Raw genomic sequence first — 23,224 nt, 5'->3', positions numbered from 1 at the left:
CATCTGGAGTCGTGCATGACCAGCCCCACCGCCCCTTCCGCGCACGCCTTCGGCGATCCTGCCGCGATCCGCAGCGAACGCGCGGCATCGGAGTTGCGCGCCGGGCGCCCGGTGCTGCTCGAGGACCGCGCCGGCCACGTCCGCGCGGTCATGGCGCTGGACAGCAGCACCGAGCCCTCCTATCGCAGCTTCGCCCAGGCCACCGGGCAGCGGCACTACCTGTTCGTGACCCCTGCGCGCGCGCAGGTGCTGGGCCTGGACGCGCCGCAGGGCGCACGCATCGCCCTGGCCGGGCAGTCCTACGACGCGCTGGCGGCGCTGGCCTACCTGCGCGACGGCCCGGTGCCGGCGCACTGGCTGCCCGGCGACGCACTCGATGCGGGCGCCGCCGAGATCGCGCGCCTGGGCCTGCTGCTGCCGGCGATGGTCGCCGCGGAACTGGGCGCCGACAGCAGCGCCTTCCAGGGCTGCCAGGCGCTGCAACTGGACGACCTGGAGCATGGCTGCGCCCTCGCCGCCTCCGACAGCTACACCCTGGTCACCCGCACCCAGGTGCCGCTGCGCGATCTGGGGCCCGGTGAGTTCGTGGTGTTCCGCGGCGGCGTGGCGCAGCGCGACCAGGTCGCGATCGTGATCGGCCAGCCCGACCTCAGCGCGCCGGTGCCGGTGCGCGTGCATTCCTCCTGCCTGACCGGCGACCTGTTCGGCTCGCTCAAGTGCGACTGCGGCGACCAGCTGCGGCACGGCCTGGCCAAGCTCAAGGCGCTGGGCGGCGGCGTGCTGCTGTACCTGGACCAGGAAGGCCGCGGCACCGGCATCGCCACCAAGATGCGCGCCTACGGCTACCAGCACGACGGCCTGGACACCATCGACGCCGACGCGCAACTGGGGTTCGGCGCCGACGAACGCCGCTACGGCAGCGCGGTGGCGATGCTGCGCGGGCTCGGCATCCGCCGCGTGCGCCTGCTCACCAACAACCCGAACAAGGCCGAGCGCCTGCGTGCGGCCGGCATCGAGGTGACCGAGCGCATCCCGGTCACCGGCACCATCACCGCCGAGAACGAAGGCTACCTGCGCACCAAGGCGGCGCGCGCCGGGCACGCGCTGGACGTGGACGCCTTGCTGCGCGCGGCACGCTGACCCCAACGCGCGAGACGATCCGCCGCAGGGATCACACCGGGACGGCGAGGCAGGCAGCGCACGCCCGCCGTCGCCGCGTTAGGATCGCAGGCCACGCCGCGCCCCGCGCCGGTTCGCCCGAGACCCCGACGTGATCGCACCGCCGCCCATGGACGACTCCCCCGCCGCGCCCGCGCCCAGCGCTGCCGCGGCAACGCAGGTGCCCGCCGACTGGCCGCCGGCGGACTGGCAACCGTTGCCGTTGCGCGGCGCCTGGCTGGCGGCGCTCGGCGGCGGCTGCATGCTCGGGCTCAGCCTGGTGGTCGGCGCCGCCATCATCGGCCTCAGCCTGCACAGCCTGCACGCGCTGGCCCTGGGTGCCGTGGCGGCGGCGGTGGGCGGCCTGTGCGGCGCCTGGATCGGCTTCGTCCGTCACCGGCGCATCCGCTGGCGGCTGAACACCCAGGGCCTGGACGTGTTCCGCGGACGCCTGTGGCAGAGCGAGACGCATGTGCCGATCTCGCGCGTGCAGCACCTGGACCTGCGCCGCGGCCCGCTGGAACGCGCCCTGCGCCTGGCCACCCTGGTGGTGCACACCGCCGGCACCCGCCATACCGCGGTCGCCGTGCCCGGTCTGGACCAGGCCGATGCCGAGCGCTTACGCGAGCGCCTGGCGCACCAGCTCGACCACGACGACGACGCGCTGTGAGCGACCTGGCCGACGCCGAACACACGGCACCGGTGCGACGCCTGCACCCGTGGTCATGGCTGTTCGTGCTGCTGCAGCATCTCAGGCATTTCCTGCTGCCGTTGCTGGCGCTGCTGGTGTTCGGCAGCCGCGACGGCCACCGCGATCACGCCGATCACCTGGTGATGCTGGCGGTGTGCAGCGGGCTGGTGGCGGTGTCGCTGCTGCGCTATCTGACCTACCAATACCGCATCGGCCGCGACAGCCTGAGCATCCGCAGCGGCTGGCTGGAACGCAGCCTGCGCGAGATCCCGTTCGCGCGCATCCACAACGTGGTGGTGCACCAGTCGCTGCTGCACCGGCTGTTCGGCGTGGCCGAGGTGCGCCTGGAGTCGGCCGGCGGCACCAAGCCCGAGGCGCAGATGCGCGTGCTGCGGCTGGACCAGGCGCTGGCGCTGGAACAGCAGATCCGCCACCGCGCGCCCGCCGCCGACAGTGTCGCCGTCGCCGATGCCAGCGCCGTCCCCGCTGCCGCGCCGGACACCGAACTGCTGCTGGCCCTGCCCACCAGCGAGGTGTTGCGCCAGGGGTTGATCTCCAACCGCGGCATGGTGGTGCTGCTCACCGCCTTCGGCGCCACCTACCACCTGTTTCCCGAGCGCATGATCTCCAACGCGATCGAGCACTACGGGCGGCAACTGTTCGGCTACGCCACGCACCTGCAGTTGGGCTGGATGGCCGGCACGGTCACCTTCGCGCTGATGCTGGCGACGCTGTTGCTGCTGATGCGCGCGTTGTCGATGGGGCTGGCGCTGGTGCAGTACCACGGCTTCCGGCTGAGCGAGAGCGAGCGTCGGCTGACGGTGGAGCGCGGGCTGCTGACGCGGCTGCGCAGCAGCGTGGCGCGGCGCCGGATTCAGGCCTGGACCCTGCACGAAAGCGTGCTGCAACGGCTGCTGCGGCGGCGCAGCCTGCACATCGACACCGCGGTGATCCAGTCGCACCACGGGCACGACCACGCGCTGACCGAACTGGCGCCGCTGGCCACCCCGGCCGCCTGCGACGCGCTGCTGCAGCGGCTGCTGCCGCAGATCGCCTGGCCGCCGGCGCGCTGGCACGGCATTGCCATGCGCTGCTGGTGGCGGCTGTCGCTGCCGGCGCTGCTGCTGGTGCCGCTGCTGTGCGCCGGGCTGTGGCCCACGCTCGGCGCCTGGGCCGCGCTGGGCCTATTGTGGCTGCCGTGGTCGGCGTTCAAGTCCTGGCGGCAGGCGCAGCGCATGGGCTACGCGCTGGATGCGCGCTACGTGGCGGTCCGCGGTGGCTGGTGGCGGCGCTGGTGGCGGCTGGCCGAACTGGACAAGCTGCAGGCGCTGCACCTGAGCCGTTCGCCGCTGGACCGCTGGTGCGGCACCGCGACGCTGTCGCTGGACACCGCCGGCGCCCGCCACGGCGAACCGCCGCTGCGCATGCGGCTGCTGCCGGACGCGCAGGCGCGGGCGCTGTACCGACAACTGGGCGACGCGCTGGCGCAGCGGCGGCTGCGCTGGTGAGCACGCGCCGCGGTGCGGCGCGTCAGCGGCGCGCGCCGCGGCCCCAGTAGCCGATGCGGCGGCGGATCTTCAGCTTGCGCCACAGGTTCAGCGGCTTGCGCCGCGGATTGCGCGCGCCCTCGGCGACGAAGTCGTCGATCGCACGCAATACGCGCTCGCTGGACATACCGTCGCGGTAGGGATGCAGGCCATCGGCGAATTCGCGGATCGCCGCCATCAGCTCCGGCGGCCGCTGCAGCGCGCGGAGGATCGCCGGCTCGAACTGCGCCGGATCGTCGATGTCGATCAGCTGCGGCCCCGGACGCCGGTTCTTGAAGGTCACCACCGGCTTGTAGGTGAGCAGGAACTCGTTGAGCGCGGACGAGGTGTCCGAGCACATCATGTCCACCTGCGGGAACAGCTCCAGGATGTTGTCGTTGTCGGCGAAGTGCAGGTACTCGCTCTCCAGCGCGCGGTAGCGCGCGACCATCGCCGGGTCCATCTTCGGATGGAAGGTGACGATCCAGCGCCATTCGCCGCTGCGCGAGAGCCGCGCCACCTCGTCGTAGAGGATGCCGGCCGCGCTCCACGACGGCGAGAACGTGGAGTGGTACAGGATCACCGGCGGCTGCCGCACCGGCGCCAGCTCCGCGCCGATCTCGCGCATGAACGGATCGATCTTGGGGAAGCCGGTCTCCTTGACCGCGAAGTGGCCGAGCTTGCGCGCCAGCGCGCCGAACGCCGCGGTGTCGCGCGGGCCGGTGGTGCAGTACAGGTCGAAGAAGCCGCGCACGTAGATGTGCCGCGGCTTGCCGGCGTCGAAGCCGTGGAAGGTCTCGACCTTCACCCCGGGGAAGAAATGCGGCACCGCGTTGCTGGAGGTGATCACCGCGTACGGATTCCACGCCAGCACCTCTTCCACCGTCGCCAGGTGGCGCTCGTCGGCGGTCAGGTCCTCGGCGCCGGGGCCGTCGAAGAACCATGCCGCCTCGTCGCCGCGCGCGCGGATCGCCGCCTGCAGCGGGCGCAGGATCGCCAGCGCGTAGCGCTCGGATCCGTACAGCAGATAGTGCTTGCTCATCAGTGCTCCAGATCGTGCCGTTGCAGTTGCGCCCGCGCCTGCTCCACCGAGGCCGGGTTGACCTGCATCTCGTAGTAGCGCATGCGCTTGTACAGCGCATAGCTGGCCGCGGTCTGCGCCACCACGAAGCCGCGCCAACCGTCGAGGAACGCCAGCCGCAGCAGATAGTCCTTGAGGAAGGCGCCGGCGAACACGAACGGGCTCTGCCACATTCTCACTGGCTTGCGCTTGTCGCGCCAGCCGAGCGCCTTGAGTTCGGCGTAGCGCAGCACCTTGAGCTGCTTGTGCACCAGAGTCGGGTTGTGCAGGTGGTTGAACGGCGGCGCGAACGCTGCGCTGGCGCCGTCGAAGCGCAGCGACTCGTGCACCCGCGCATCGCTCCAGCGCGCGCGGCCGCGGTGGTACAGCCGCGCCAGGCGCTCGCCGACCATGGGTTTGTACCAGCGCATCGGCGCGCCCATGTACCAGGTGCTGCGGCGCAGCCACACCGCGTCCACGCGATCCTCGGCGATCAGCTGCGGCAGCCGCGCCAGGCACTCGGCGCGCAGCGCGTCGGACAGGAATTCGTCCGCGTCCAGCACCAGGATCCAGTCGTGCGCGGCCTGGGTGGAGGCGAAGTTGCGCTGCGGGCCGAAGCCCAGCCAGGCCTGCTCGACCACGCGCGCGCCGTGCGCGCGGGCGATCGCCACGGTGTCGTCGGTGCTGCCGCAGTCCACCACCAGCTTGTCGGCGGCGAACGGCACGCTGTCCAGGCAGCGCGCGATGTTGGCGGCCTCGTTGTAGGTCATCACCACCAGGCTCAGCGGCAGGGTGGCGGCGGCAGCGTCGGCCATGGCGCGCGGTATCCGGAAGTCAGGCGCGGTGCCGGCGGCCGGCGCCAGGCGCCGCGCCGCCCGGCGATGCGGGACCGGCAGTCTACCGGCTTCGCGCGGCGCCTTCAGCGCCCGGTGCCGGCTCCGCCTCGCGCGCGGCCAGGCCGATCAGCACGCCGACCAACGAGACGTAGAAACCGGTGCTGACCTGGTGCGCGAACATCGACTGGGTCATGCCGCACAGGATGTAGGCCGCCACCACCATGATCCCGGCCGCGGCCGCGCCATGGAAATGCGGTTGCGGCCGGCGCCGGTACAGGCGCAGCAGCAGCCACAGCGGCACGCCGTACACCAGCAGGATCAACACGGTGCCGGGCAGGCCCTGGGTCGCGCTCCACTCGGCCAGGTCGTTGTGCGCGTGGCCCAGGTGGCAGCGCTCGACGAAGCCCTTCCTGCAATCCGGCAGGCGCAGCATGGCGTTGTCGAAGCGGCCCACCCCGACCCCGACCAGGGGGTGTTCGACGAAGGTCGCCGCCGCCACCTGCAGGCGCTCGATGCGCGCACCGGCCGACGAATCGCTGTCGCCGCGCTCGTAGCGCTGCACGTCGTGATGCAGCTCGGCCAGGCGGGTCTGCTTGGTCAGCGCCGGCACGCTCAGCACCAGCACCGCCGCCAGCGCGGTGCACGCGCCCAGGATCATCAGCCGCGTCGCGCTGTCGCGCCAGCGCAGGCACAGGGCGCTGACCACCAGCAGCAGCAACACGCCCAGCCACACGCCGCGGCTGCCGCTGAGCAGGATGACGATGCCGCCGGCCACCACCGCGGCCACGGCCCACGGCCACTGGCCGCGCGGCCGGCAGAACACCGCCAGCACCATCAGCATCAGCACCACGTCGGCCAGGACGATGGCATTGGTCCAGCCTTCGGCGCGCGGCTGGCCCTGCAGCACCTGCACGCTGGCCAGCACCAGCGCGGCGAGGATGCCGAGCAGCGCGCCCCACCACAGCAGGCGCTGCGGCGGCCGCAGCGCATAGGTCCACAGTGCCGCCCACGGCAGCACCAGGAAGCGGGTCCGGTTGTCGATGTCCTTCAGCGGCTGGCCGAAGTACAGCACCGAACACAGCGACAACCCGATCACCAGCAGCGCCAGGATCCACAGCCAGCGCAGCGACGGTTGCATCGGCGCCACCGCCTGGCGCAACTGCGGCAGTGCCAGCAGGCTGGTCACCAGCAGCAGCAGGCCGAACGGCAGCAGGCCGCTGGGCATGCTGATCACCAGCGCCGGCAGGCACAGCAGCGCGAGCGCCGCGCCGCGCTCGGCCAGGGCCTGGCGGGAGGACGCGGAAACGGCATGGCGTGGCGCGATGGGCTGGGACATCAAGGAGGGAAGGCCGTGGGGGTGGGTGGTCGGCGATGATCCGGGGCGCTTCCCTAACCCGGCCTGACCTGTTCGCGATCGGCGCCGCGGCTGGCCGGAACGGCGGGCGGCGGCGCGTCCCCGAGCAGGTCGGCCACGGCCGCACGCAGACGCTCGCCGAACTCGCGCCGGCGCGCCTCGAAGAACCCGCGCGCGGCCGTGCCCAGCGCGTCGCATTGCATCGGCGACAGCGCCAGCGCCTGCGCCATCGCCCGCTCCAGGCCGGCGGCCTCGATCCGGTAGCGCACGCCGAAGTTGTCCGGACCCTCGCCGACCGGGTCGATCAGCACGCCGCGCTCGGCGCTGACCAGCTCGTTCATCGGCGCGCCGTTGGTGGTGATCACCACCGCACCGACGCTCAGCGCCTCCATGATGTAGTGGCCGAAACCCTCCACCTCGGACGGGCACAGGTGGAAGCGGTGCGCGTTCTGCAGCCGCCGCAGTTCCTGCTGGTCCAGGTAGCCGGTCAGGTAGTCGATGTTCTCGGCCTCGATCGGGTGGGACTTCTTCGCGCTCTGCACCACGGTCAGCCGTGGCCACTCGGGGTGCCGTGCCCAGGTCTGCAGCAGCAGCGCCGTGCCCTTGGCCGAACTGCGCCCGGCCACGTGCAGGCAGGCGCGTTCGCGCGGCACCTCGGGACGGTAGCAATCGTCGCTGCAAAAGCCGATGAAGGCGGTGGGCGCCATCGTGGAAAACCGCTGTTCGGCCTGGCGGGTCTTGCACAGCACCTGCGCGAAGCGCGGCAGGCAGCGCAGCCACTTGTGCCGGAACCACTCGGGATTGGGGATCAGCGCATTGCGCAGGCCGCCGCCGAGGCAACGCGGATACACCCGCTCCAGGAAGATCTGCAGGTCGGCGCGCCCGAACAGCAGGCTGCGCAGGAACAGGCGCAGTTCGCGCAGGCGGTTGGCGATGCGCACGGTGCCGAAGCCCAGCACCTCGACACGATAGCGGCCGGTCTCGCGCAACAGGTCGGCGACCACCTGCAGGTCGCGGCTGAGGCCGCCGCCGTTGTCGCGGCTGATGACCCGGATCAGGCGCGGCGGCACGCGCGCCTCCCGGCCCGCGCGGCACGCGGGTCGCCAGCGGCACCCGCGGTACGCTGCCGCAACGCGCGGCTGCGGCTCATTCGAAGCGGTCCTTGTCCTGCTCGCGCAGGCGGTCGCGGTCGTCCTGGGTGACCACGCAGTGGCCGTGCACGGCGCTGGCCGGGACCAGCCACCAGTCGCGCCGGTTGGACACGCCGGCCAGGATGCTGGCGCTGCGGTCGACGCAGCCCAGCATCGCTGCCTCCTGCACCAGCAGCCAGCGCCGCTGCGGCGCCTGCGCCTGCCAGGCGATGCCGCGGCGCAGTTGCTCGTCCCAGGGCACCACGAAGCCGAAGGTCGTCGCCGGGCGGTCGGCCATCAACAGGTTCTGTTCCTTCCAGGCGACCAGGCCGAGTTCGGCATCCGGGCCGATGCGGCGCCCGACCGACTCCATCACCCCGCGCGCGGAGCTGGACAGGTTGATCAGCGGGTACACCAGCAAGCCGGCCATCGCCCAGACCATGGTCAGGGTCGAGACCGTCGCCAGTTCCGGGCGGCGCCGTGCGAAGGCGGCCAGGCTGGCCACGCCCCACAGGCCGATCGCCAGCAGGATCCAGGCCAGCACCTGCACCGTGGCCAGGTCGATGCCGCGGTCTTCCATCATCTTCGCGCGGAAGCCGTGTCCCAGCAGGATCGCCGCGCCGACGCCGCCCAACGCCAGCGCCAGCAGCGCGGTGAACGCCAGCAGCAGGCGCTTGACCCCGGGCTTGCGCAACAGCCCGGGGATCAGCGGCCCCATCGCCAGGCACAGCATCGGCAGCGCCGGCAGGATGTAGACGTCGCGCTTGCCGGTCGGGATCGAGAAGAACAGCACCACCAGCGCCCACCAGGCCAGCGGCAGCAGGTAGCGCGCGTCGCGCCGGCGCAGGCGCCGCGCCCAGGCGGGGATCGCCCACGGCAGCGCCAGCAGCACCGGCAGCCACATGCTCGGCATCACCCCGAAGAAGTACAGCGGCCCGTGCGCGTGGTCCCAGGACTTGGCGTAGCGCCCGGCGGTCTGCCGGAACAGGATGTCGTTGAGGTAGGCGCGGTACTCGGGCGCATTGCTCGACAGCGCGGTGGTCACCATCGGCACCAGCCAGATCGACACCGCCGCCAGGAACGCCAGCGGCCCCAGCCAGAAGCGCGGATCGCGCAGGCCGACCCGGACCCCGCGCCAGTGCGCCAGCGACGCCGCCGCGGCCGGCAGCAGCATCAGCAGCGCCAGCACGCCCACGCCCTTGGTGATGGTACCCAGGCCCGCGGCGAACCAGCCCAGCGCCCACAAACGCCAGTCCGGCCCGCGCAACAGGTGGCGCAGCAGCGCGTAGTTGGCCAGGGTGATGAAGAACACCACCAGCGGATCGATCTGTGCCTTCTTCGCCTGGTAGGTGAAGTGGAAGGCGAACAGCAGCGCGTAGGCCGCGTACATGCCGACGCGGCGCGTCCACAGGCGCCGGCCGAGATCGTAGACGCAGGCCAGCGTGCCCAGCCCGGCCAGCAGCGACGGCAGCAGGAACGCCACCCGCCAGTTGCCGAACAGCGTGTAGAAGCTGGCCTGCAGCCACATCAGCATCGGCGGCTTGTCCGAGTACAGCTCGGTGCCGCGGTGCGGGAACAGCCAGTTGCCGCTCTCCACCATCTGCTTGGCGACCAGCGCGAAGCGCGGCTCGTCGGCCGGATGCGGATCGCGCAGGCCCAGGCCGGCGCCGAGCACCAGCACCGCCAGGACAGCCAACAACCAGAACTCTCGGGACGCGCGGGTCTTCAGCATGGGACGCGATGATACCGGGGCCGGTTCACGCCGTCTTGCGGAACCGTGCGTAGTAGAAGCCGTCGCAGTCCTGTTCGCCGGGGAAGCGCTGGCGCCCGCCACCGGAGGCATGCCCGCAGGCCGCGCCCGGATCCTCCAGTGCCGCGCCTTGCTGCCGCGCCAGCAAGGCCTGCACCTGCCGCGCGTTCTCGTCCTGCAGCAATGAGCAGGTGGCGTAGACCAACACCCCGCCCGGCCGCAGCACCTGCCAGGCGGCGTCGAGCAGGCGCGCCTGCAGCGCCTGCAGCGCGATCACGTCCTCGCGCCGGCGATGCAGCAGCACGTCCGGCTGGCGGCGCACGATGCCGGTCGCCGAACACGGCGCGTCGAGCAGCACCGCGTCGAACGGCTCGCCGTCCCACCAGTCCTGCGGCTGCGCGGCGTCGGCAACCTGCAATTGCGCCTGCGCACCGGCGCCGGTGCGCGCAAAGGTCTCGCCGACCCGCGCCAGCCGCCGCGCATCCACGTCCAGTGCGGTCAGGCGCAGACTGGGATCGCGTTCAAGCAGGTGCGCGGACTTGCCGCCCGGTGCCGCGCAGGCGTCGAGCACGCGCGCACCCGGCGCCGGCGCCAGCACGTCGGCGACCCGCTGCGCCGCGCCGTCCTGCACCGACACGCGCCCGTCGGCGAAGCCCGGCAAGCCACCCACCGCCATCGGCGTTTCCAGGCGGATCGCATCGGCCAGCAGCGGCGACGCCTGCGCGGCGATGCCGGCCGCGGCCAGTTCCTGCAGGTAGGCGTCGCGGGTGCCGCGTTGGCGGTTGACCCGCAGCCACAGCGGCGCCGGCTGCTGGCTGGCGGCGAAGATCGCCTCGGCCTGCTGCGGCCAGTCGACGCGCAGCGCATCGCGCAGCCACAGCGGCCAGCCCGCGTCGGCAGCCACCGCCGGCAGCCCGTCGCGCAGCGCGCGCCGCAGCAATGCGTTGACCAACCCGGCCTGGCGCGGCCGATCCAGCGCGCGCGTCGCTTCGACGGTTGCCGACAGCGCCGCGTGCGGCGCCAGGCCCAGCGCATCGAGCTGGGCGAAGCCGGCCAGCAGCAGGCCGCGCAGTTCGGCGTCGCGCTGCGGCAACTGCTTCTGCAACCACATCCGCAGCGCCGCCTCGTAGGCCGGGCGGCGGCGCAGCACGGCGAAGCAGATCGCCTCCACCAGCGCGCGGTCGCGCGGATCCGGCAATGTCGGCAGCGCGGTGGCCAGTTCGGCCTTGAGCGAGCGGCCGCGGTCGATCACCGCCGTCAGCACGCGGGCGGCGAGCACCCGCGGGGCCACGCCCGGCGGCCACGCGGCGGCAGGCGTCGCGGTCATCGGCGCGCGCTCCAGGACGTGTCATCTGTTCGCGCGCATGCCGCGCTGCGGTGGCGCGTGCGGATGGCGCGCCCATGCCTCAGCGAGGACGCGCGCACGGCCGCGCCTGCCAGGCCCAACGCGGCGTACGCAGGCATGCCCGGCGCCTTAGGCCAGGACCGGCAGGTCGCGCCGCGCATTGAGGTAGTCGGCGGCGGTGATCGCCTTGCCGCCCTCGCGCTGCAGCACGCGCAGGCGCAGCGCGCCCTGGCCGCAGGCGATGTCGATGCCCTGCTTGGACGCGGTCAGCACCGTGCCCGGCGGCTGCCCGTGGGCCAGATCCAGCGCGATCGCACCGCGCACCCGCACCCGCTCGCCGGCCAGCATCGCCTCGGCGACCGGCCACGGATCGAAGGCACGCACCTGCCGCGCCAGCTGCGCCGCCGGCTGCTGCCAGTCCAGCCGCGCCTGCGCCTTGTCCAGCTTGTGCGCATAGGTGACGCCGGCCTCTGGCTGCGGCTGCGCCACCGGACGCAGGCCGGCACGCAGCAGGCCCAGACCGTCGGCCAGCACCTGCGCGCCGAGCGCGGCCAGGCGATCGTGCAACTGCCCGCCGGTCTCGTCGGCGCCGATCGGCGTGCGCTGCGACAGCAGCACCGGGCCGGTGTCCAGCCCCGCCTCCATCTGCATCAGGCACACCCCGGTCTCGCTGTCGCCGGCCTCGATCGCGCGCTGGATCGGCGCGGCGCCGCGCCAGCGCGGCAGCAGCGAGGCGTGCACGTTCCAGCAGCCATGGGTCGGGATCGCCAGCACCGCCTTGGGCAGGATCAGCCCGTAGGCCACCACCACGATCAGGTCCGGCTGCAGCGCGCGCAGCGCCTGCAGCGTCTCCGGCGAGCGCAGCGTCTGCGGCTGCAGCACCGGGATGCCGCGCGCCACCGCCTCCAGCTTGACCGGCGACGGGGTCAGCCCGCGGCCACGCCCGGCCGGGCGGTCCGGCTGGGTGTAGACCGCGACCACTTCATGGCGTTGCGCAGCCGCGCGCAACGACGGCACGGCGAAGTCCGGCGTACCGGCGAAGACGATTTTCATTGGGCGGGATTCGGGATTGGGGATTGGGGATTCGCAAAGGCGGGAGTTCGGCGACCGGATGGGAATCCGATACGCGCTTGCGAATCCCCAATCCCGACTGCCGAATCCCGGCCGTCAGGCCACGTGCTTGCGCGCCTTGGCCAGCTTCTTGCGCACCATTTCGCGCTTGAGCGGGGACAGGTAGTCGACGAACAGCTTGCCGTCGAGGTGGTCCATCTCGTGCTGCACGCACACCGCCAGCAGGCCGTCGGTGCTCAGTTCCTGCGGCTGGCCCTGGCGGTCCAGGTAGCGCACGGTGATGGCGTCGGCGCGGGTCACGTCGGCGTAGATGCCGGGGACCGAGAGACAGCCCTCCTGGTACACCTGTTCGCCGTCGCGCTGCACGATCTGCGGGTTGATGAACACCTGCGGGGCGTTCTTCTCCTCGCTGACGTCGATGACCATGAAGCGCTTGTGCACGTCCACCTGGCTGGCGGCCAGGCCGATGCCGGGCGCGTCGTACATGGTCTCGAACATGTCGTCGAGCAGGCGCTGGAAGGGCGCGGAGGTGACCTCGGCGGCATCGACCGGCACCGCCTTGGTGCGCAGGCGCGGGTCGGGGAATTCGAGAATGGGGAGCAGGGCCATAGCGGTACCCAAGATGGGGGCGCCGGACGATTCGGCAAGACCTGCGGATTCTACCCGTTTCTGCGCCCGGCGCTTGCGCCCGCACCAGGGTTCTGCACTATAGTGCGCCAACCTGTTGGGGAATCAGGCTCCGCGCTCATGTTCAATCGACTCCGCACGGTCGTCGCCGTGGCGATGCTCACCGTGGCGACCTATGCTGCTTCCGCCAGCATGGCCGCCGAACACCCCGACACCTACGTGGTGCGCAAGGGCGACACCCTGTGGGACATCGCCGGGCGTTTCCTCGGCAAGCCCTGGCTGTGGCCGGAGATCTGGCAGGCCAATCCGCAGGTGCACAACCCGCACCTGATCTATCCCGGCGACGTGCTCAGCCTGGCCTACCTGGACCGGGTGGCGCATGCCGAGGTCAAGCCGGGCCCACGCCAGGACGCGCCGATCGACGCGATCCCGCTGGCGCAGGTGGAGCCGTTCCTGAAGAACCTGCGCGTGGTCGACCGCATCGACAACCTGCCCTACGTGGTCGGCACCGAAGACAACCGCCTGCGCGCCACCGACGGGCAACTGGTCTACGCGGTCGGCCTCGGCCAGGCCCAGGCCGGGCAGCGCTACGCCGTGGTCCGCACGACCGTGCGCTACCTGCTGCCCAAGCTCAGCGACGACCTCAACGCCGAAGGCCGCAGCATTCCCGGCAGCGGCAACCTGTGGCAGACCTTCGTGCCGCCGGACAAGCGCCGCGAGACCCTCGGCTACGAACTGGCCCAGGTCAACATCGGCACCGTTGCGCGGGTGTCCGCCGATGGCCGCCAGGCCACCGCCCTGCTGCTGCAGGACAACGCCCGCGAAGTGCGCGCCGGCGACCGCCTGATCCCGGTCGAGGCGCAGCCCTACGACCTGCAGTTCGTGCCGCATCCGCCGTCCGAGCAGGCGCTGGCCGCCGGCCTGCGGGTGCTGGCGGTGGCCGACGCGTTCAGCGCGGCCGGCCCGCGCGACGTGATCGCCATTTCCGGCGGCCGCCGCGAAGGCATCGACAACGGCACCGTGGTGTCGCTGTGGCGGCATGGCACCCGGGTCAACGACCGCGTGCGCCACCCCAACACCTCGCGCGCCGACGACGGCTTCACCGGCGGCAGCGGCACCACCGTGGCGCTGCCGGACGAGTACGCCGCGCACGCGATGGTGTTCCGCACCTTCGACAAGGTCAGCTACGCGCTGGTGATGGACGGCATCAAGCCGACCCGCATCGGCTACGACGTCAAGCACCCCGACGCACGCTGACCCGCCGCCGGGGCATCCCCCTACAACGATTGCAGACGGCGCCCGAGGGCGCCGTCTGCGTTTGCGGCCTAGCCTGGGCGCATGTCCCCGCCTGTCACCCCTCCCATCGACGCCCCCGCCGACCCAGCCCTGCTGGTCCTGTCGCTGGCCGGCGGCGCCAGCGCCCCGCGCCGGCAGCTGCTGGAGCAGCAGGGCAGCCCGGCCGCGGCGCTGGCTGCAGGTCCCGCCGGCTGGCATGCGGCCGGCCTGGACGCGGCGCAGATCGCCGCGCTGCAGCGGCCCGACCGCGCCGCGCTGGATACCGCCGAACGCTGGCTGGCACAGCCAGGCCGGCACCTGCTCGGCTGCCACGATGCCGACTACCCCGCCCTGCTGCGACGCACGCCCAACCCGCCCCTGGCGCTGTATGTGGACGGCGACCCGACGGCGCTGTGGCACCCGGCCGTGGCGGTGGTCGGCAGTCGCGCGCCCAGCGCCGGCGGCCGCGACAACGCCTACGGCTTCGCCCTGGCCCTGGCCGCCGCCGGCTTCGCGGTCACCAGCGGCATGGCCAGCGGCGTCGATGCCGCCGCGCACCGGGCCGCGCTGTCGCGCGCGGACGGGCTGACCGTGGCGGTGGTCGGCACCGGCCCGGACCTGGCCTATCCGCGCCAGCACGCTGCCCTGCGCAGCCAGATCGCCGCACGCGGCGCGGTGGTCAGCGAGCATCCGCCCGGCACGCCGGCGCGGGCGGGCCACTTCCCGGCGCGCAACCGGATCATCGCCGGGCTGAGCCTGGCGACCCTGGTGATCGAGGCGGCCACCCGCTCCGGCGCGCTGATCACCGCGCGGCTGGCCGCCGAGGCCGGGCGCGAGGTGTTCGCACTGCCCGGCTCGATCCACAACCCGCTGGCGCGCGGCTGCCATCGGCTGATCCGCGACGGCGCCGGGCTGGTGGAGAGCGCCGAGGAGGTGTTGGCCGGCGTCGCGCCGCTGGCCGCCGAACTCGCCGATGCCTTGCGCGGACGCCTGAACGCCCCCACACAGGGAACCAGCACCGCGCGCGGCGCCACGCCGGTCTTCCCCCATCCCGACTACCAGCGCTTGTGGCAGGCGCTGGGCCACGACCCCATCTGTATGGATTCAGTCATCGCACGCAGCGGATTGACGGCCGCAGCGGCGTCCTCCATGCTGCTGGCCATGGAACTGGATGGCTACGTGGCGGTCGAACGCGGTCGTTACACCCGCAAACCCTAGTTTCTTCACCTCCACAGCGTCTCGCGACGCAGGCCGAGGGGCAATGAAAGAGAGCATTCTGGATGTCCTGCTGTACCTGTTCGAACACTATTTCAGCGAAGACGCGGACCCGGTCCGCGATCGCGACTCCCTCCAGAATGGCCTGATCCAGGCCGGCTTCAGCCCCACCGAGATCAGCAAGGCGTTCGACTGGCTCGACGCCCTGGCCGACCAGCGCCCGGCCGTGGCGCAGCCGCGCATCGATGGCCCGATCCGCATCTACCACGGTCCGGAACTGGACAAGCTCGACGTGGAATGCCGCGGCTTCCTGCTGTTCCTGGAACAGCACGGCATTCTCGACAGCGACCAGCGCGAGCTGGTGCTGGACCGGGCCATGGCCCTGGACCAGGACGAGCTGGACCTGGACGACCTGAAATGGGTGGTGCTGATGGTGCTGTTCAACCAGCCCGGTGCCGAGGCGGCGTACGCGTGGATGGAAACGCAGATGTTCGTCGACGAGCCGGAGCCGGTCCACTGAGCCGCTGACGGTCGCGCACGGATGCACGAAGACACTTCCTCCCCCACGCTCTGGTACTACGTCGACGCCGCACGCGAGCGGCACGGCCCGTTGCCGGCGTCGGCCCTGCTGGAACGCCTGCACGACGGCCGCCTGCAGCGCGAGACCCTGGTCTGGCGCGAGGGCCTGTCGGAGTGGCGGCCACTGCACACGCTCGCCGCCGAGCTGGGCCTGCCCGACGCGCCCACCCCGCCGCCGTTGCCGCCACCGCCGCATGCCACCGCCACCGCCACCGCAGGTCCCGCTGCCGCGCCACGCAGCGGCCTGTCCGGCTGCGCGATCATGGCCATCATCGGCGCCGTCGGCGGCGTGATGCTGGTGGCGTTCCTGGGCATCGCGGCCGCGATCGCCCTGCCCGCCTACCAGGACTATCTGGCACGTGCGAAGGTCGCGCAGGCGCTCGGCACGCTGGCGCCGCTGAAAGACCAGGTCGCCGCCTTCGCCGCGCAGGAGCACCGTTGCGCGGTCAACGGCGACACCGGCTTCGGTACCCCGCAAAGCTATGCCGGCGACGCCATCGCGCAGGTGCGGGTCGGCCGCTTCGACAATGGCCACTGCGGCCTGGAAGCCACGCTGCGCCTGCCCGACCAAAAGCGCCTGGATGGCAAAGCGCTGTGGCTGGACTACGATGAGCGCACGTCCGCCTGGAACTGCAGTTCCGACCTGGACGATCGCGTCCTGCCGGTCCACTGCCGCGGCGGCTGACCGGCGCACCGTTTTCGACTGCAACTCCCGGGGAACAGAATGACTGAGTGGTACTACGCCGATGCGGCGCAGCAGCGCCATGGCCCGCTGGCGGCCGCCGACCTGCAACAGCGCTTCCAGCGCGGCGAGATCGGGCTGTCCACCCTGGTCTGGCGCGAGGGCCTGAACGAATGGCGCACCCTGGCCGAGTTCGTCGACGAGCTCGGCCTGGCCCAGGCGCCACCTCCGGCTCCCGCGCTGGCACCGACGGAGATGGACGGAGAAGTGCCGCCCCCCGCTCCGACCCCGGCCGTGCCCGACGCCTGGGCCGCGCCCGCGCCCCCCGCAGTCGCGTCGCCCTACGCGGCCCCCAGCGCCGTGCTCGACGGCGGTACGCGGGTGGTCGGCGGCGGCGAGGTGGTGCAGGCCGGTTTCTGGAAGCGCGTGGCCGCCTACCTGATCGATGCGTTCCTGGTCGGCATGGTCGCCAACGTGATCCAGTTCGTGGTGCTGCTCGGTTTCATGGGGGTCAGTGGCGTCGGCAACCAGCCCAACTTCACCTCCGCCGCCGGCATCGTCATGCTGCTGCTGATGTACCTGATGCCGATCGCGATCTCGGCGCTGTACTACGGCCTGTTCCACGCCTCCACCAAGCAGGCCACGCTGGGCAAGATGGCGGTCGGCATCAAGGTGGTGCGCACCGATGGCAGCCGCATCACCGTGGCCCGCGGCGTGGGCCGCTACTTCGGCTTCATGCTGAGCAGCCTGACCCTGGGCATCGGCCTGCTGATGGCGGCCTTCACCGAGCGCAAGCAGGCCCTGCACGACATGCTCTGCGACACCCTGGTGGTGGACAAGTGGGCCTACACCGACCATCCGGAATGGCAGCAGCGCAAGCTCGGCACCGTCACCGTGGTGATCCTGTCGCTGTTCGGCCTGCTGATGGCGGGCGTGGTGCTGCTGGTGGCGCTGGCGATCGGCATGGCCGCCAAGGGCGGCTGGCACTGAGTCCGGCAGGCTCCGGAGCCGTGTTGCCACCTGCCCGGCGGCCCGGCCGACCGGCGCCGGCTTGACAGCGGGCGCCGGACATGCCCACTAATAAATAAGCGCCGTAGCTGAACGCCCGGGGGTTCCGTCCCGGGCGTCGGCTTCTCTGCGAGACCGCAACGCTTCACTAACCGGAGCAATTGCGCCACCCTACCGCCCCCAGGGCGTCCGCCCACGCCCATCGAAGCCCGACCCGCCATGTCCAAGCACCTGCTCATCGTCGAATCGCCCGCCAAGGCCAAGACGATCAACAAATACCTCGGCAAGGATTTCCACGTCCTGGCCTCGTATGGGCACGTGCGTGACCTGATCCCGAAGGAAGGCGCGGTGGATCCGGACGACGGCTTCGCGATGCGCTACGCGCTGATCGACAAGAACGAGAAGCACGTGGAGGCCATCGCCAAGGCGGCCAAGGCGGCCGAAGACATCTACCTGGCGACCGACCCGGACCGCGAGGGCGAGGCGATCAGCTGGCACATCGCCGAGATCCTGCAGGAGCGCGGTCTGCTCAAGGGCAAGCCGCTGCACCGGGTGGTGTTCACCGAGATCACCCCGCGCGCGATCAAGGAAGCGATGGCGCAGCCGCGGCAGATCGCCGGCGACCTGGTCGATGCGCAGCAGGCGCGCCGCGCGCTGGACTACCTGGTCGGCTTCAACCTGTCGCCGGTGCTGTGGCGCAAGGTGCAGCGCGGCCTGTCCGCCGGCCGCGTGCAGTCGCCGGCGCTGCGCATGATCGTCGAGCGCGAGGAGGAGATCGAGGCCTTCGTCGCACGCGAGTACTGGTCCATCGCCGCCGACTGCGCGCATCCCTCGCAGCACTTCAACGCCAAGCTGATCAAGCTCGACGGGCAGAAGTTCGAGCAGTTCACCATCACCGACGGCGATACCGCCGAGGCCGCACGCCTGCGCATCCAGCAGGCCGCGCAGGGCGCATTGCACGTCACCGACGTCGCCAGCAAGGAGCGCAAGCGCCGCCCGGCGCCGCCGTTCACCACCTCCACCCTGCAGCAGGAAGCCTCGCGCAAACTCGGCTTCACCACCCGCAAGACCATGCAGGTGGCGCAGAAGCTGTACGAAGGCGTGGCGATCGGCGACGAGGGCACGGTCGGCCTGATCTCGTACATGCGTACCGACTCGGTCAACCTGTCGCAGGACGCGCTGGCCGAGATCCGCGACGTGATCGCGCGCGACTACGGCATCGCCTCGCTGCCGGACCAGCCCAACACCTACCAGACCAAGTCCAAGAATGCCCAGGAAGCGCACGAAGCCGTGCGTCCGACCTCGGCGCTGCGCACCCCGGCCCAGGTCGCCCGCTTCCTCACCGACGACGAGCGCAAGCTGTACGAGCTGATCTGGAAGCGCGCGGTGGCCTGCCAGATGATCCCGGCGACGCTCAACACCGTGAGCGTGGACCTGTCGGCCGGCAGTGAGCACGTGTTCCGCGCCAGCGGCACCACCGTGGTGGTGCCCGGCTTCCTGGCCGTGTACGAGGAAGGCAAGGACAACAAGAGCGCCGAGGACGAGGACGAAGGCCGCAAGCTGCCGGCGATGAAGCCCGGCGATCGCGTGCCGCTGGAACGCATCCTGGCCGAGCAGCACTTCACCCAGCCGCCGCCGCGCTACACCGAAGCGGCGCTGGTGAAGGCGCTGGAAGAGTACGGCATCGGCCGCCCCTCGACCTACGCCTCGATCATCCAGACCCTGCTGTTCCGCAAGTACGTGGAGATGGAAGGCCGCAGCTTCCGCCCGTCCGACGTCGGCCGTGCGGTGTCCAAGTTCCTGTCCAGCCATTTCACCCAGTACGTGGACTACGACTTCACCGCCAAGCTCGAGGACGAGCTCGACGCGGTCTCGCGCGGCGAGGAGGAGTGGATCCCGCTGATGTCGCGCTTCTGGGAACCGTTCAAGGAACTGGTCGAGGACAAGAAGGAATCGGTCGACCGTGCCGAAGCCAGCGGTGCGCGCGAGCTCGGCACCGATCCCAAGACCGGCAAGCCGGTGAGCGTGCGCCTGGGCCGCTTCGGGCCGTACGCGGCGATCGGCAGCACCGCCGAGGACGCCGAGGACAAGCCCAAGTTCGCCTCGCTGCGTCCCGGCCAGAGCATGCACACCATCACCCTGGAGGAGGCGCTGGAGCTGTTCCTGATGCCGCGCAGCCTCGGCCAGGACAAGGGCGAGGAAGTCAGCGTCGGCATCGGCCGCTTCGGCCCGTTCGCCAAGCGCGGCAGCGTGTACGCCTCGCTGAAGAAGGAAGACGATCCCTACACCATCGATCTGGCCCGTGCGGTGTTCCTGATCGAGGAGAAGGAAGAGATCGCGCGCAACCGCATCATCAAGGAATTCCCCGGCAGCGACATCCAGGTGCTCAACGGCCGCTTCGGCCCGTACATCAGCGACGGCAAGCTCAACGGCAAGATCCCCAAGGATCGCGAGCCGGCCACGCTGAGCCTGGACGAAGTGCAGAAGCTGCTGGAGGAAACCGGCAAGCCGGTGCGCAAGGGCTTCGGCGCCAAGAAGGCCGCGGCCAAGAAGGAAGCCGCGCCGAAGAAGAGCGCGGCGAAGAAGGCCGCGGCCGACGCTCCGGCCAAGCCGGCGGCGAAGAAGGCGGTCAAGAAGGCCGCGAAGAAGACCGCCAAGAAAGCGGTGAAGAAGGCGGCGAAGAAGACCGTGGCCAAGGGCGGCTGAGCCGCCCTTGCCGGGCTGCCGCGGTCGCGGCGGCGCTTACTGGGGTGCCGCGACGGAGCACCAGCGCCGGGCGCGCGCGCCAGTAACCCGCGAACCGCCGCCGCAGCTCGCCGCATCGCACCTGCGCCATCGCCGGACGCGATCTTGCTGGCGCACATCCGGCGCGACAGCGCGCCCACGCACGCCCCGCCGCTGCACAGCGGCGCTTGCCTGCCCCGGTTGCAGGACCGACCGCGACGCATCGCCCGGCCCGGCGCGCCCTGCGCCGACAGGCCCTGCCCCGCGCCGACCCTCATTGTCCTTAGACGAGGACGTGCCGCATGATGCGCGCATGACCGACCTGTCGCTGAGCCATGCCGTCGCCGTCCTGCGCCAGGGCGGCGTGATCGCCTATCCCACCGAAGCCGTGTGGGGCCTGGGCTGCGATCCGCACGACGAGACCGCCGTGACCCGCCTGCTGCGGATCAAGCAGCGGCCGGTGGACAAGGGCCTGATCGTGGTCGCCGCCGAACTGGATCCGTTGCGCCCGCTGCTCGACCTGTCGGCGCTGCCGGCGGACCGGCTGGCCGCGGTGCTGGCCAGTTGGCCGGGACCGCACACCTGGATCCTGCCCGCCTCCGCGCATGCGCCGCCGTGGGTGACCGGCGCGCACCAGGGCATCGCGGTGCGGATCAGCGCCCATCCCCTGGTCGCCGCCCTGTGCCGGGCCTGGGGCGGCGCCTTGGTGTCGACCAGCGCCAACCGCGGTGGCGAGCCGCCGGCGCGGCAGCGCAGCGAACTGGATCCGCTGGTGCTGAACGACCTCGACGGCCTGCTCGACGGCGACACCGGCGGCCTGGCCCAACCCACCCCGATCCGCGACGCCGCCAGCGGCGAGATCCTGCGCTCCTGAGGCCCTGGCTTCCACGGCACGCCTTGCCTCCGTTGCAGTAACGCCTGGCGCAATGGCGATGGAGCCACGTGGGCGCTTCGCGCACCGCACCCTCACCCCCAACCCCTCTCCCGGTGCGAGAGGGGCTTGCACGCTTCCCTTCTCCCCTCGGGACCATGGCCCCCTTTTCGGGGGAAGGTGCCCCGCAGGGGCGGATGAGGGTACGGGCGCAGCTCGCATCGCCAGATCGACGAGGGCGCTTCGCGCGCCGCACCCTCCCCCCAACCCTCTCCCGGTGGGAGAGGGGCTTGCACGCTCCCCTTCTCCTCTCGGGACCACGGCCCCCTTTTCCGGGAAGGTGCCCCGGAGGCGGATGAGGGTCGGGCGCAGTTCGCATTGCCGGAGCAACGCGCCCGCACTGCACGAGCGCGCTCTGGCCGAGGCCGGCAACGCCGCGCAACCGCTGCGAGATGCGGCAGGAAGCGCGCCGCTGACCCGCGGCCCGCCGATGCGCTACGAGACCCTGCTGCGCACCCGCGCCCATCGCGTCCTGAATCCCCGCATGCACGCCCTTTCCCTGGCCGGCCAAGGCGCGCAAGATGCGCGCATGCGCCGCCTTCTCCGCCCCTTGCTGCTGCTGAGCCTGTCGCCCTGGATCAACGCCGGCTGGGCGCAACAGACGCAAACGGTCAGCAGCGACGGCGGCAACGCGTCGGTACGCATCTACCGCTGCATCTCCGCCTCCGGTGCGGTCAGCCTGCAGAACGCGCCTTGCGAGAACGCGCGCCGGCAGCAGGTGCTGGACATGCAGCGCCCACGCGATCCGCCGCCGCGGCCGACCACCACCATCAGCACCGATCCGGCGCGCGGCGAGGCCTCCCCGGCGCCGCTGCCGCAGCGCGAACTGCGCATCGTCACCGTGCAGCCGGCGCAGCCGATGTACGAGTGCGTGACCCCGGAAGGCACGCGCTACACCAGCGACGACAACGCCGGCAATCCGCGCTGGGTGCCGCTGTGGGCCTATGGCTATGCCGAGGGCCCGTACGCGCGGCCGTCCGGGCGCGGCCCCGATGGCCGCTCGCCCGGCCGTCCATACCCGCCAGGGCCACCGCCGCCGGGAGTGGCCGCCGGTGCCGGGGTGATCGTGCCGGCCGGCAGCACCCTGATCCGCGATACCTGCACGGCGCTGCCCGAGCAGGAGGTCTGCGCGCGCCTGAGCGACCGCCGCTGGGAGTTGATCCGTCGCTACAACAGCGCCCTGCAGAGCGAGCGCCGTGCGCTGGAAACCGAACAGCGCGGCATCGATGCACGCCTGGCGCGCGACTGCGGCGGCACCTGATGCGCCGTGCGCTCTGCCTGGCCGCGTGGCTGGCCTGCGCCGGCGCGGCGAGCGCCGAACCGGTGGTGTTCTATCGCTGTACCGATGCGCAGGACAACCTGACCATCCAGAACATGCCCTGCCCCAAGGGCATGCGCCAGCAGAAGAAGATCATGCAGGGCGTGAGCAGCGCCGCACTGCCGACCACGCTCGGAGCCGAGCCCGTTCCATCGTCGCCCCCTGCAAGCACCCCGACCGCCGCCACGCCTGCAGACGCGGCGGCCCCGGTCGACACCACGGCTGCTGCAGCTCCACCGCCACCGCCAAAGCTGCCGCCCCCGCCGCTGTACACCTGCACCACCCGCGAGCAGGCGTCCTACATCGGTGAGGTCGCCGAACCGCCGCCGCGTTGCGTGCCGCTGCACACGACGGACCTGGACGGTGGACCCAACCAGGCCGGCGGCAGCGCCTGCGAGGTGCTGCGCGACCAGTGCCAGCCGCTGCCCGCCGAGCAGTTGTGCGATACCTGGAAGAACTACGTGGCCGAAGCCGAAACGCACTGGCGCTTCGCCGTGCCCGAGCATGCGGAGGCGCTGCATGCGGAGTTCGAACGCCGCCAGCACCTGCTCGAGGCCAGCAACTGCAGCGCATCGGAGCGGCCCGCGCCATGACCCACCGTGGTCGCGCGTCGTGGTGCGCCTGTCGTCGTAGGAGCGGCTTCAGCCGCGACCGGCGTCACCGAGGCCAGCAACTGCAGCGCACCGGAGCGGCCTGCGCCGTGACCCATCGTGCTCGTGCGTGGTGGCGCACCTATTGTGGTAGGAGCGGCTTCAGTCGCGACCGGCGTCACCGAGGCCAGCAACTGCGGCGCACCGGAGCGGCCTGCGCCGTGACCCATCGCGCTCGCGCGTAGTGGTGCGCCTGTCGTCGTAGGAGCGGCTTCAGCCGCGACCGGGCTTTCCCGGTAACGCCCGGTCGCGGCTGAAGCCGCTCCTACGGAATCCGCTGCACGCAGTTGCCTC

At 71.7% G+C, this 23,224-nt stretch carries 20 protein-coding genes; 12 read left to right on the top strand and 8 right to left on the bottom strand.

Annotated features, from left to right (window positions below; genetic code table 11):
• The first annotated feature begins 15 nt into the window (after positions 1-15).
• The 3 genes from ribA (at position 16) to FHR56_RS12640 (ending at position 3,357) form a co-directional block, all read left to right on the top strand.
• Positions 16-1,140, top strand: coding sequence for a GTP cyclohydrolase II RibA (gene ribA, locus FHR56_RS12650; protein ID WP_160945557.1), 1,125 nt, complete (start codon positions 16-18; stop codon positions 1,138-1,140).
• A 148-nt stretch (positions 1,141-1,288) separates the two neighbouring features.
• Positions 1,289-1,828 (top strand): PH domain-containing protein, encoded by a 540-nt coding sequence (locus FHR56_RS12645; protein WP_202406802.1) that lies wholly within the window; start codon positions 1,289-1,291, stop codon positions 1,826-1,828.
• Positions 1,825-3,357 (top strand): PH domain-containing protein, encoded by a 1,533-nt coding sequence (locus FHR56_RS12640; protein ID WP_160945559.1) that lies wholly within the window; start codon positions 1,825-1,827, stop codon positions 3,355-3,357. Before FHR56_RS12645 ends, FHR56_RS12640 begins: the two co-directional genes overlap by 4 nt.
• Before the next feature lie 22 nt (positions 3,358-3,379).
• Here FHR56_RS12640 and FHR56_RS12635 read toward each other — a convergent pair whose 3' ends face one another.
• From FHR56_RS12635 to def, 8 genes are all read right to left on the bottom strand, one after another.
• Positions 3,380-4,417 carry a CDP-glycerol glycerophosphotransferase family protein gene (locus FHR56_RS12635; protein ID WP_160945560.1) on the bottom strand — a complete coding sequence of 346 codons (1,038 nt, stop codon included), beginning with the start codon at positions 4,415-4,417 and terminating at the stop codon, positions 3,380-3,382.
• Positions 4,417-5,250 carry a glycosyltransferase family 2 protein gene (locus FHR56_RS12630; RefSeq protein ID WP_160945561.1) on the bottom strand — a complete coding sequence of 278 codons (834 nt, stop codon included), beginning with the start codon at positions 5,248-5,250 and terminating at the stop codon, positions 4,417-4,419. Before FHR56_RS12630 ends, FHR56_RS12635 begins: the two co-directional genes overlap by 1 nt.
• A gap of 82 nt (positions 5,251-5,332) precedes the next feature.
• On the bottom strand, positions 5,333-6,607 hold the full coding sequence (locus FHR56_RS12625) for an O-antigen ligase (protein WP_160945562.1): 1,275 nt from the start codon (positions 6,605-6,607) through the stop codon (positions 5,333-5,335).
• Positions 6,608-6,660: 53 nt separating this feature from the next.
• The gene (locus FHR56_RS12620) at positions 6,661-7,695 is read right to left on the bottom strand and encodes a glycosyltransferase (RefSeq protein ID WP_160945563.1); all 1,035 of its coding nucleotides are present in this window, start codon (positions 7,693-7,695) and stop codon (positions 6,661-6,663) included.
• A 76-nt stretch (positions 7,696-7,771) separates the two neighbouring features.
• Positions 7,772-9,487, bottom strand: a complete 1,716-nt coding sequence (locus FHR56_RS12615) for a glycosyltransferase family 39 protein (RefSeq protein ID WP_160945564.1) — start codon at positions 9,485-9,487, stop codon at positions 7,772-7,774.
• A 25-nt stretch (positions 9,488-9,512) separates the two neighbouring features.
• Positions 9,513-10,832: a 16S rRNA (cytosine(967)-C(5))-methyltransferase RsmB gene (gene rsmB, locus FHR56_RS12610; RefSeq protein ID WP_160945565.1), complete on the bottom strand. Its 1,320-nt coding sequence runs from the start codon at positions 10,830-10,832 to the stop codon at positions 9,513-9,515.
• Positions 10,833-10,979: 147 nt separating this feature from the next.
• Positions 10,980-11,903, bottom strand: a complete 924-nt coding sequence (fmt, locus tag FHR56_RS12605; protein ID WP_160945566.1) for a methionyl-tRNA formyltransferase — start codon at positions 11,901-11,903, stop codon at positions 10,980-10,982.
• Positions 11,904-12,017: 114 nt separating this feature from the next.
• Complete coding sequence (gene def, locus FHR56_RS12600) at positions 12,018-12,530, bottom strand: peptide deformylase (RefSeq protein ID WP_160945567.1); 513 nt, start codon at positions 12,528-12,530, stop codon at positions 12,018-12,020.
• Between the two features lie 138 nt (positions 12,531-12,668).
• Here def and FHR56_RS12595 point away from each other — a divergent pair, with 138 nt between their 5' ends.
• The 9 genes from FHR56_RS12595 to FHR56_RS12555 all read left to right on the top strand — a co-directional run bounded on the left by FHR56_RS12595 (position 12,669) and on the right by FHR56_RS12555 (position 22,873).
• On the top strand, positions 12,669-13,805 hold the full coding sequence (locus FHR56_RS12595) for a LysM peptidoglycan-binding domain-containing protein (RefSeq protein ID WP_160945568.1): 1,137 nt from the start codon (positions 12,669-12,671) through the stop codon (positions 13,803-13,805).
• A gap of 81 nt (positions 13,806-13,886) precedes the next feature.
• On the top strand, positions 13,887-15,041 hold the full coding sequence (gene dprA, locus FHR56_RS12590; protein WP_160945569.1) for a DNA-processing protein DprA: 1,155 nt from the start codon (positions 13,887-13,889) through the stop codon (positions 15,039-15,041).
• 43 nt (positions 15,042-15,084) lie between these two features.
• On the top strand, positions 15,085-15,558 hold the full coding sequence (locus FHR56_RS12585) for a DUF494 family protein (protein ID WP_010340686.1): 474 nt from the start codon (positions 15,085-15,087) through the stop codon (positions 15,556-15,558).
• Positions 15,559-15,579: 21 nt separating this feature from the next.
• The gene (locus tag FHR56_RS12580) at positions 15,580-16,302 is read left to right on the top strand and encodes a pilin (protein ID WP_160945570.1); all 723 of its coding nucleotides are present in this window, start codon (positions 15,580-15,582) and stop codon (positions 16,300-16,302) included.
• Positions 16,303-16,341: 39 nt separating this feature from the next.
• Positions 16,342-17,289: an RDD family protein gene (locus tag FHR56_RS12575; protein ID WP_160945571.1), complete on the top strand. Its 948-nt coding sequence runs from the start codon at positions 16,342-16,344 to the stop codon at positions 17,287-17,289.
• A 237-nt stretch (positions 17,290-17,526) separates the two neighbouring features.
• The gene (locus FHR56_RS12570; protein WP_160945572.1) at positions 17,527-20,013 is read left to right on the top strand and encodes a DNA topoisomerase I; all 2,487 of its coding nucleotides are present in this window, start codon (positions 17,527-17,529) and stop codon (positions 20,011-20,013) included.
• Positions 20,014-20,344: 331 nt separating this feature from the next.
• Positions 20,345-20,905, top strand: coding sequence for a Sua5/YciO/YrdC/YwlC family protein (locus tag FHR56_RS12565; RefSeq protein ID WP_160945573.1), 561 nt, complete (start codon positions 20,345-20,347; stop codon positions 20,903-20,905).
• A gap of 586 nt (positions 20,906-21,491) precedes the next feature.
• Positions 21,492-22,223, top strand: a complete 732-nt coding sequence (locus tag FHR56_RS12560) for a DUF4124 domain-containing protein (RefSeq protein ID WP_160945574.1) — start codon at positions 21,492-21,494, stop codon at positions 22,221-22,223.
• Entirely contained in the window at positions 22,223-22,873 is a 651-nt protein-coding gene (locus tag FHR56_RS12555) for a DUF4124 domain-containing protein (protein ID WP_160945575.1), read from the top strand. Before FHR56_RS12560 ends, FHR56_RS12555 begins: the two co-directional genes overlap by 1 nt.
• The last annotated feature ends 351 nt before the right edge of the window (positions 22,874-23,224 follow it).

Origin of the sequence: Xanthomonas sp. F10, assembly GCF_014206815.1 — a bacterium.
Lineage (GTDB): Bacteria > Pseudomonadota > Gammaproteobacteria > Xanthomonadales > Xanthomonadaceae > Xanthomonas_A > Xanthomonas_A indica.
Note: the sequence above shows the minus strand (reverse complement) of the source record. Positions and strands in the feature narration are given on the sequence as shown.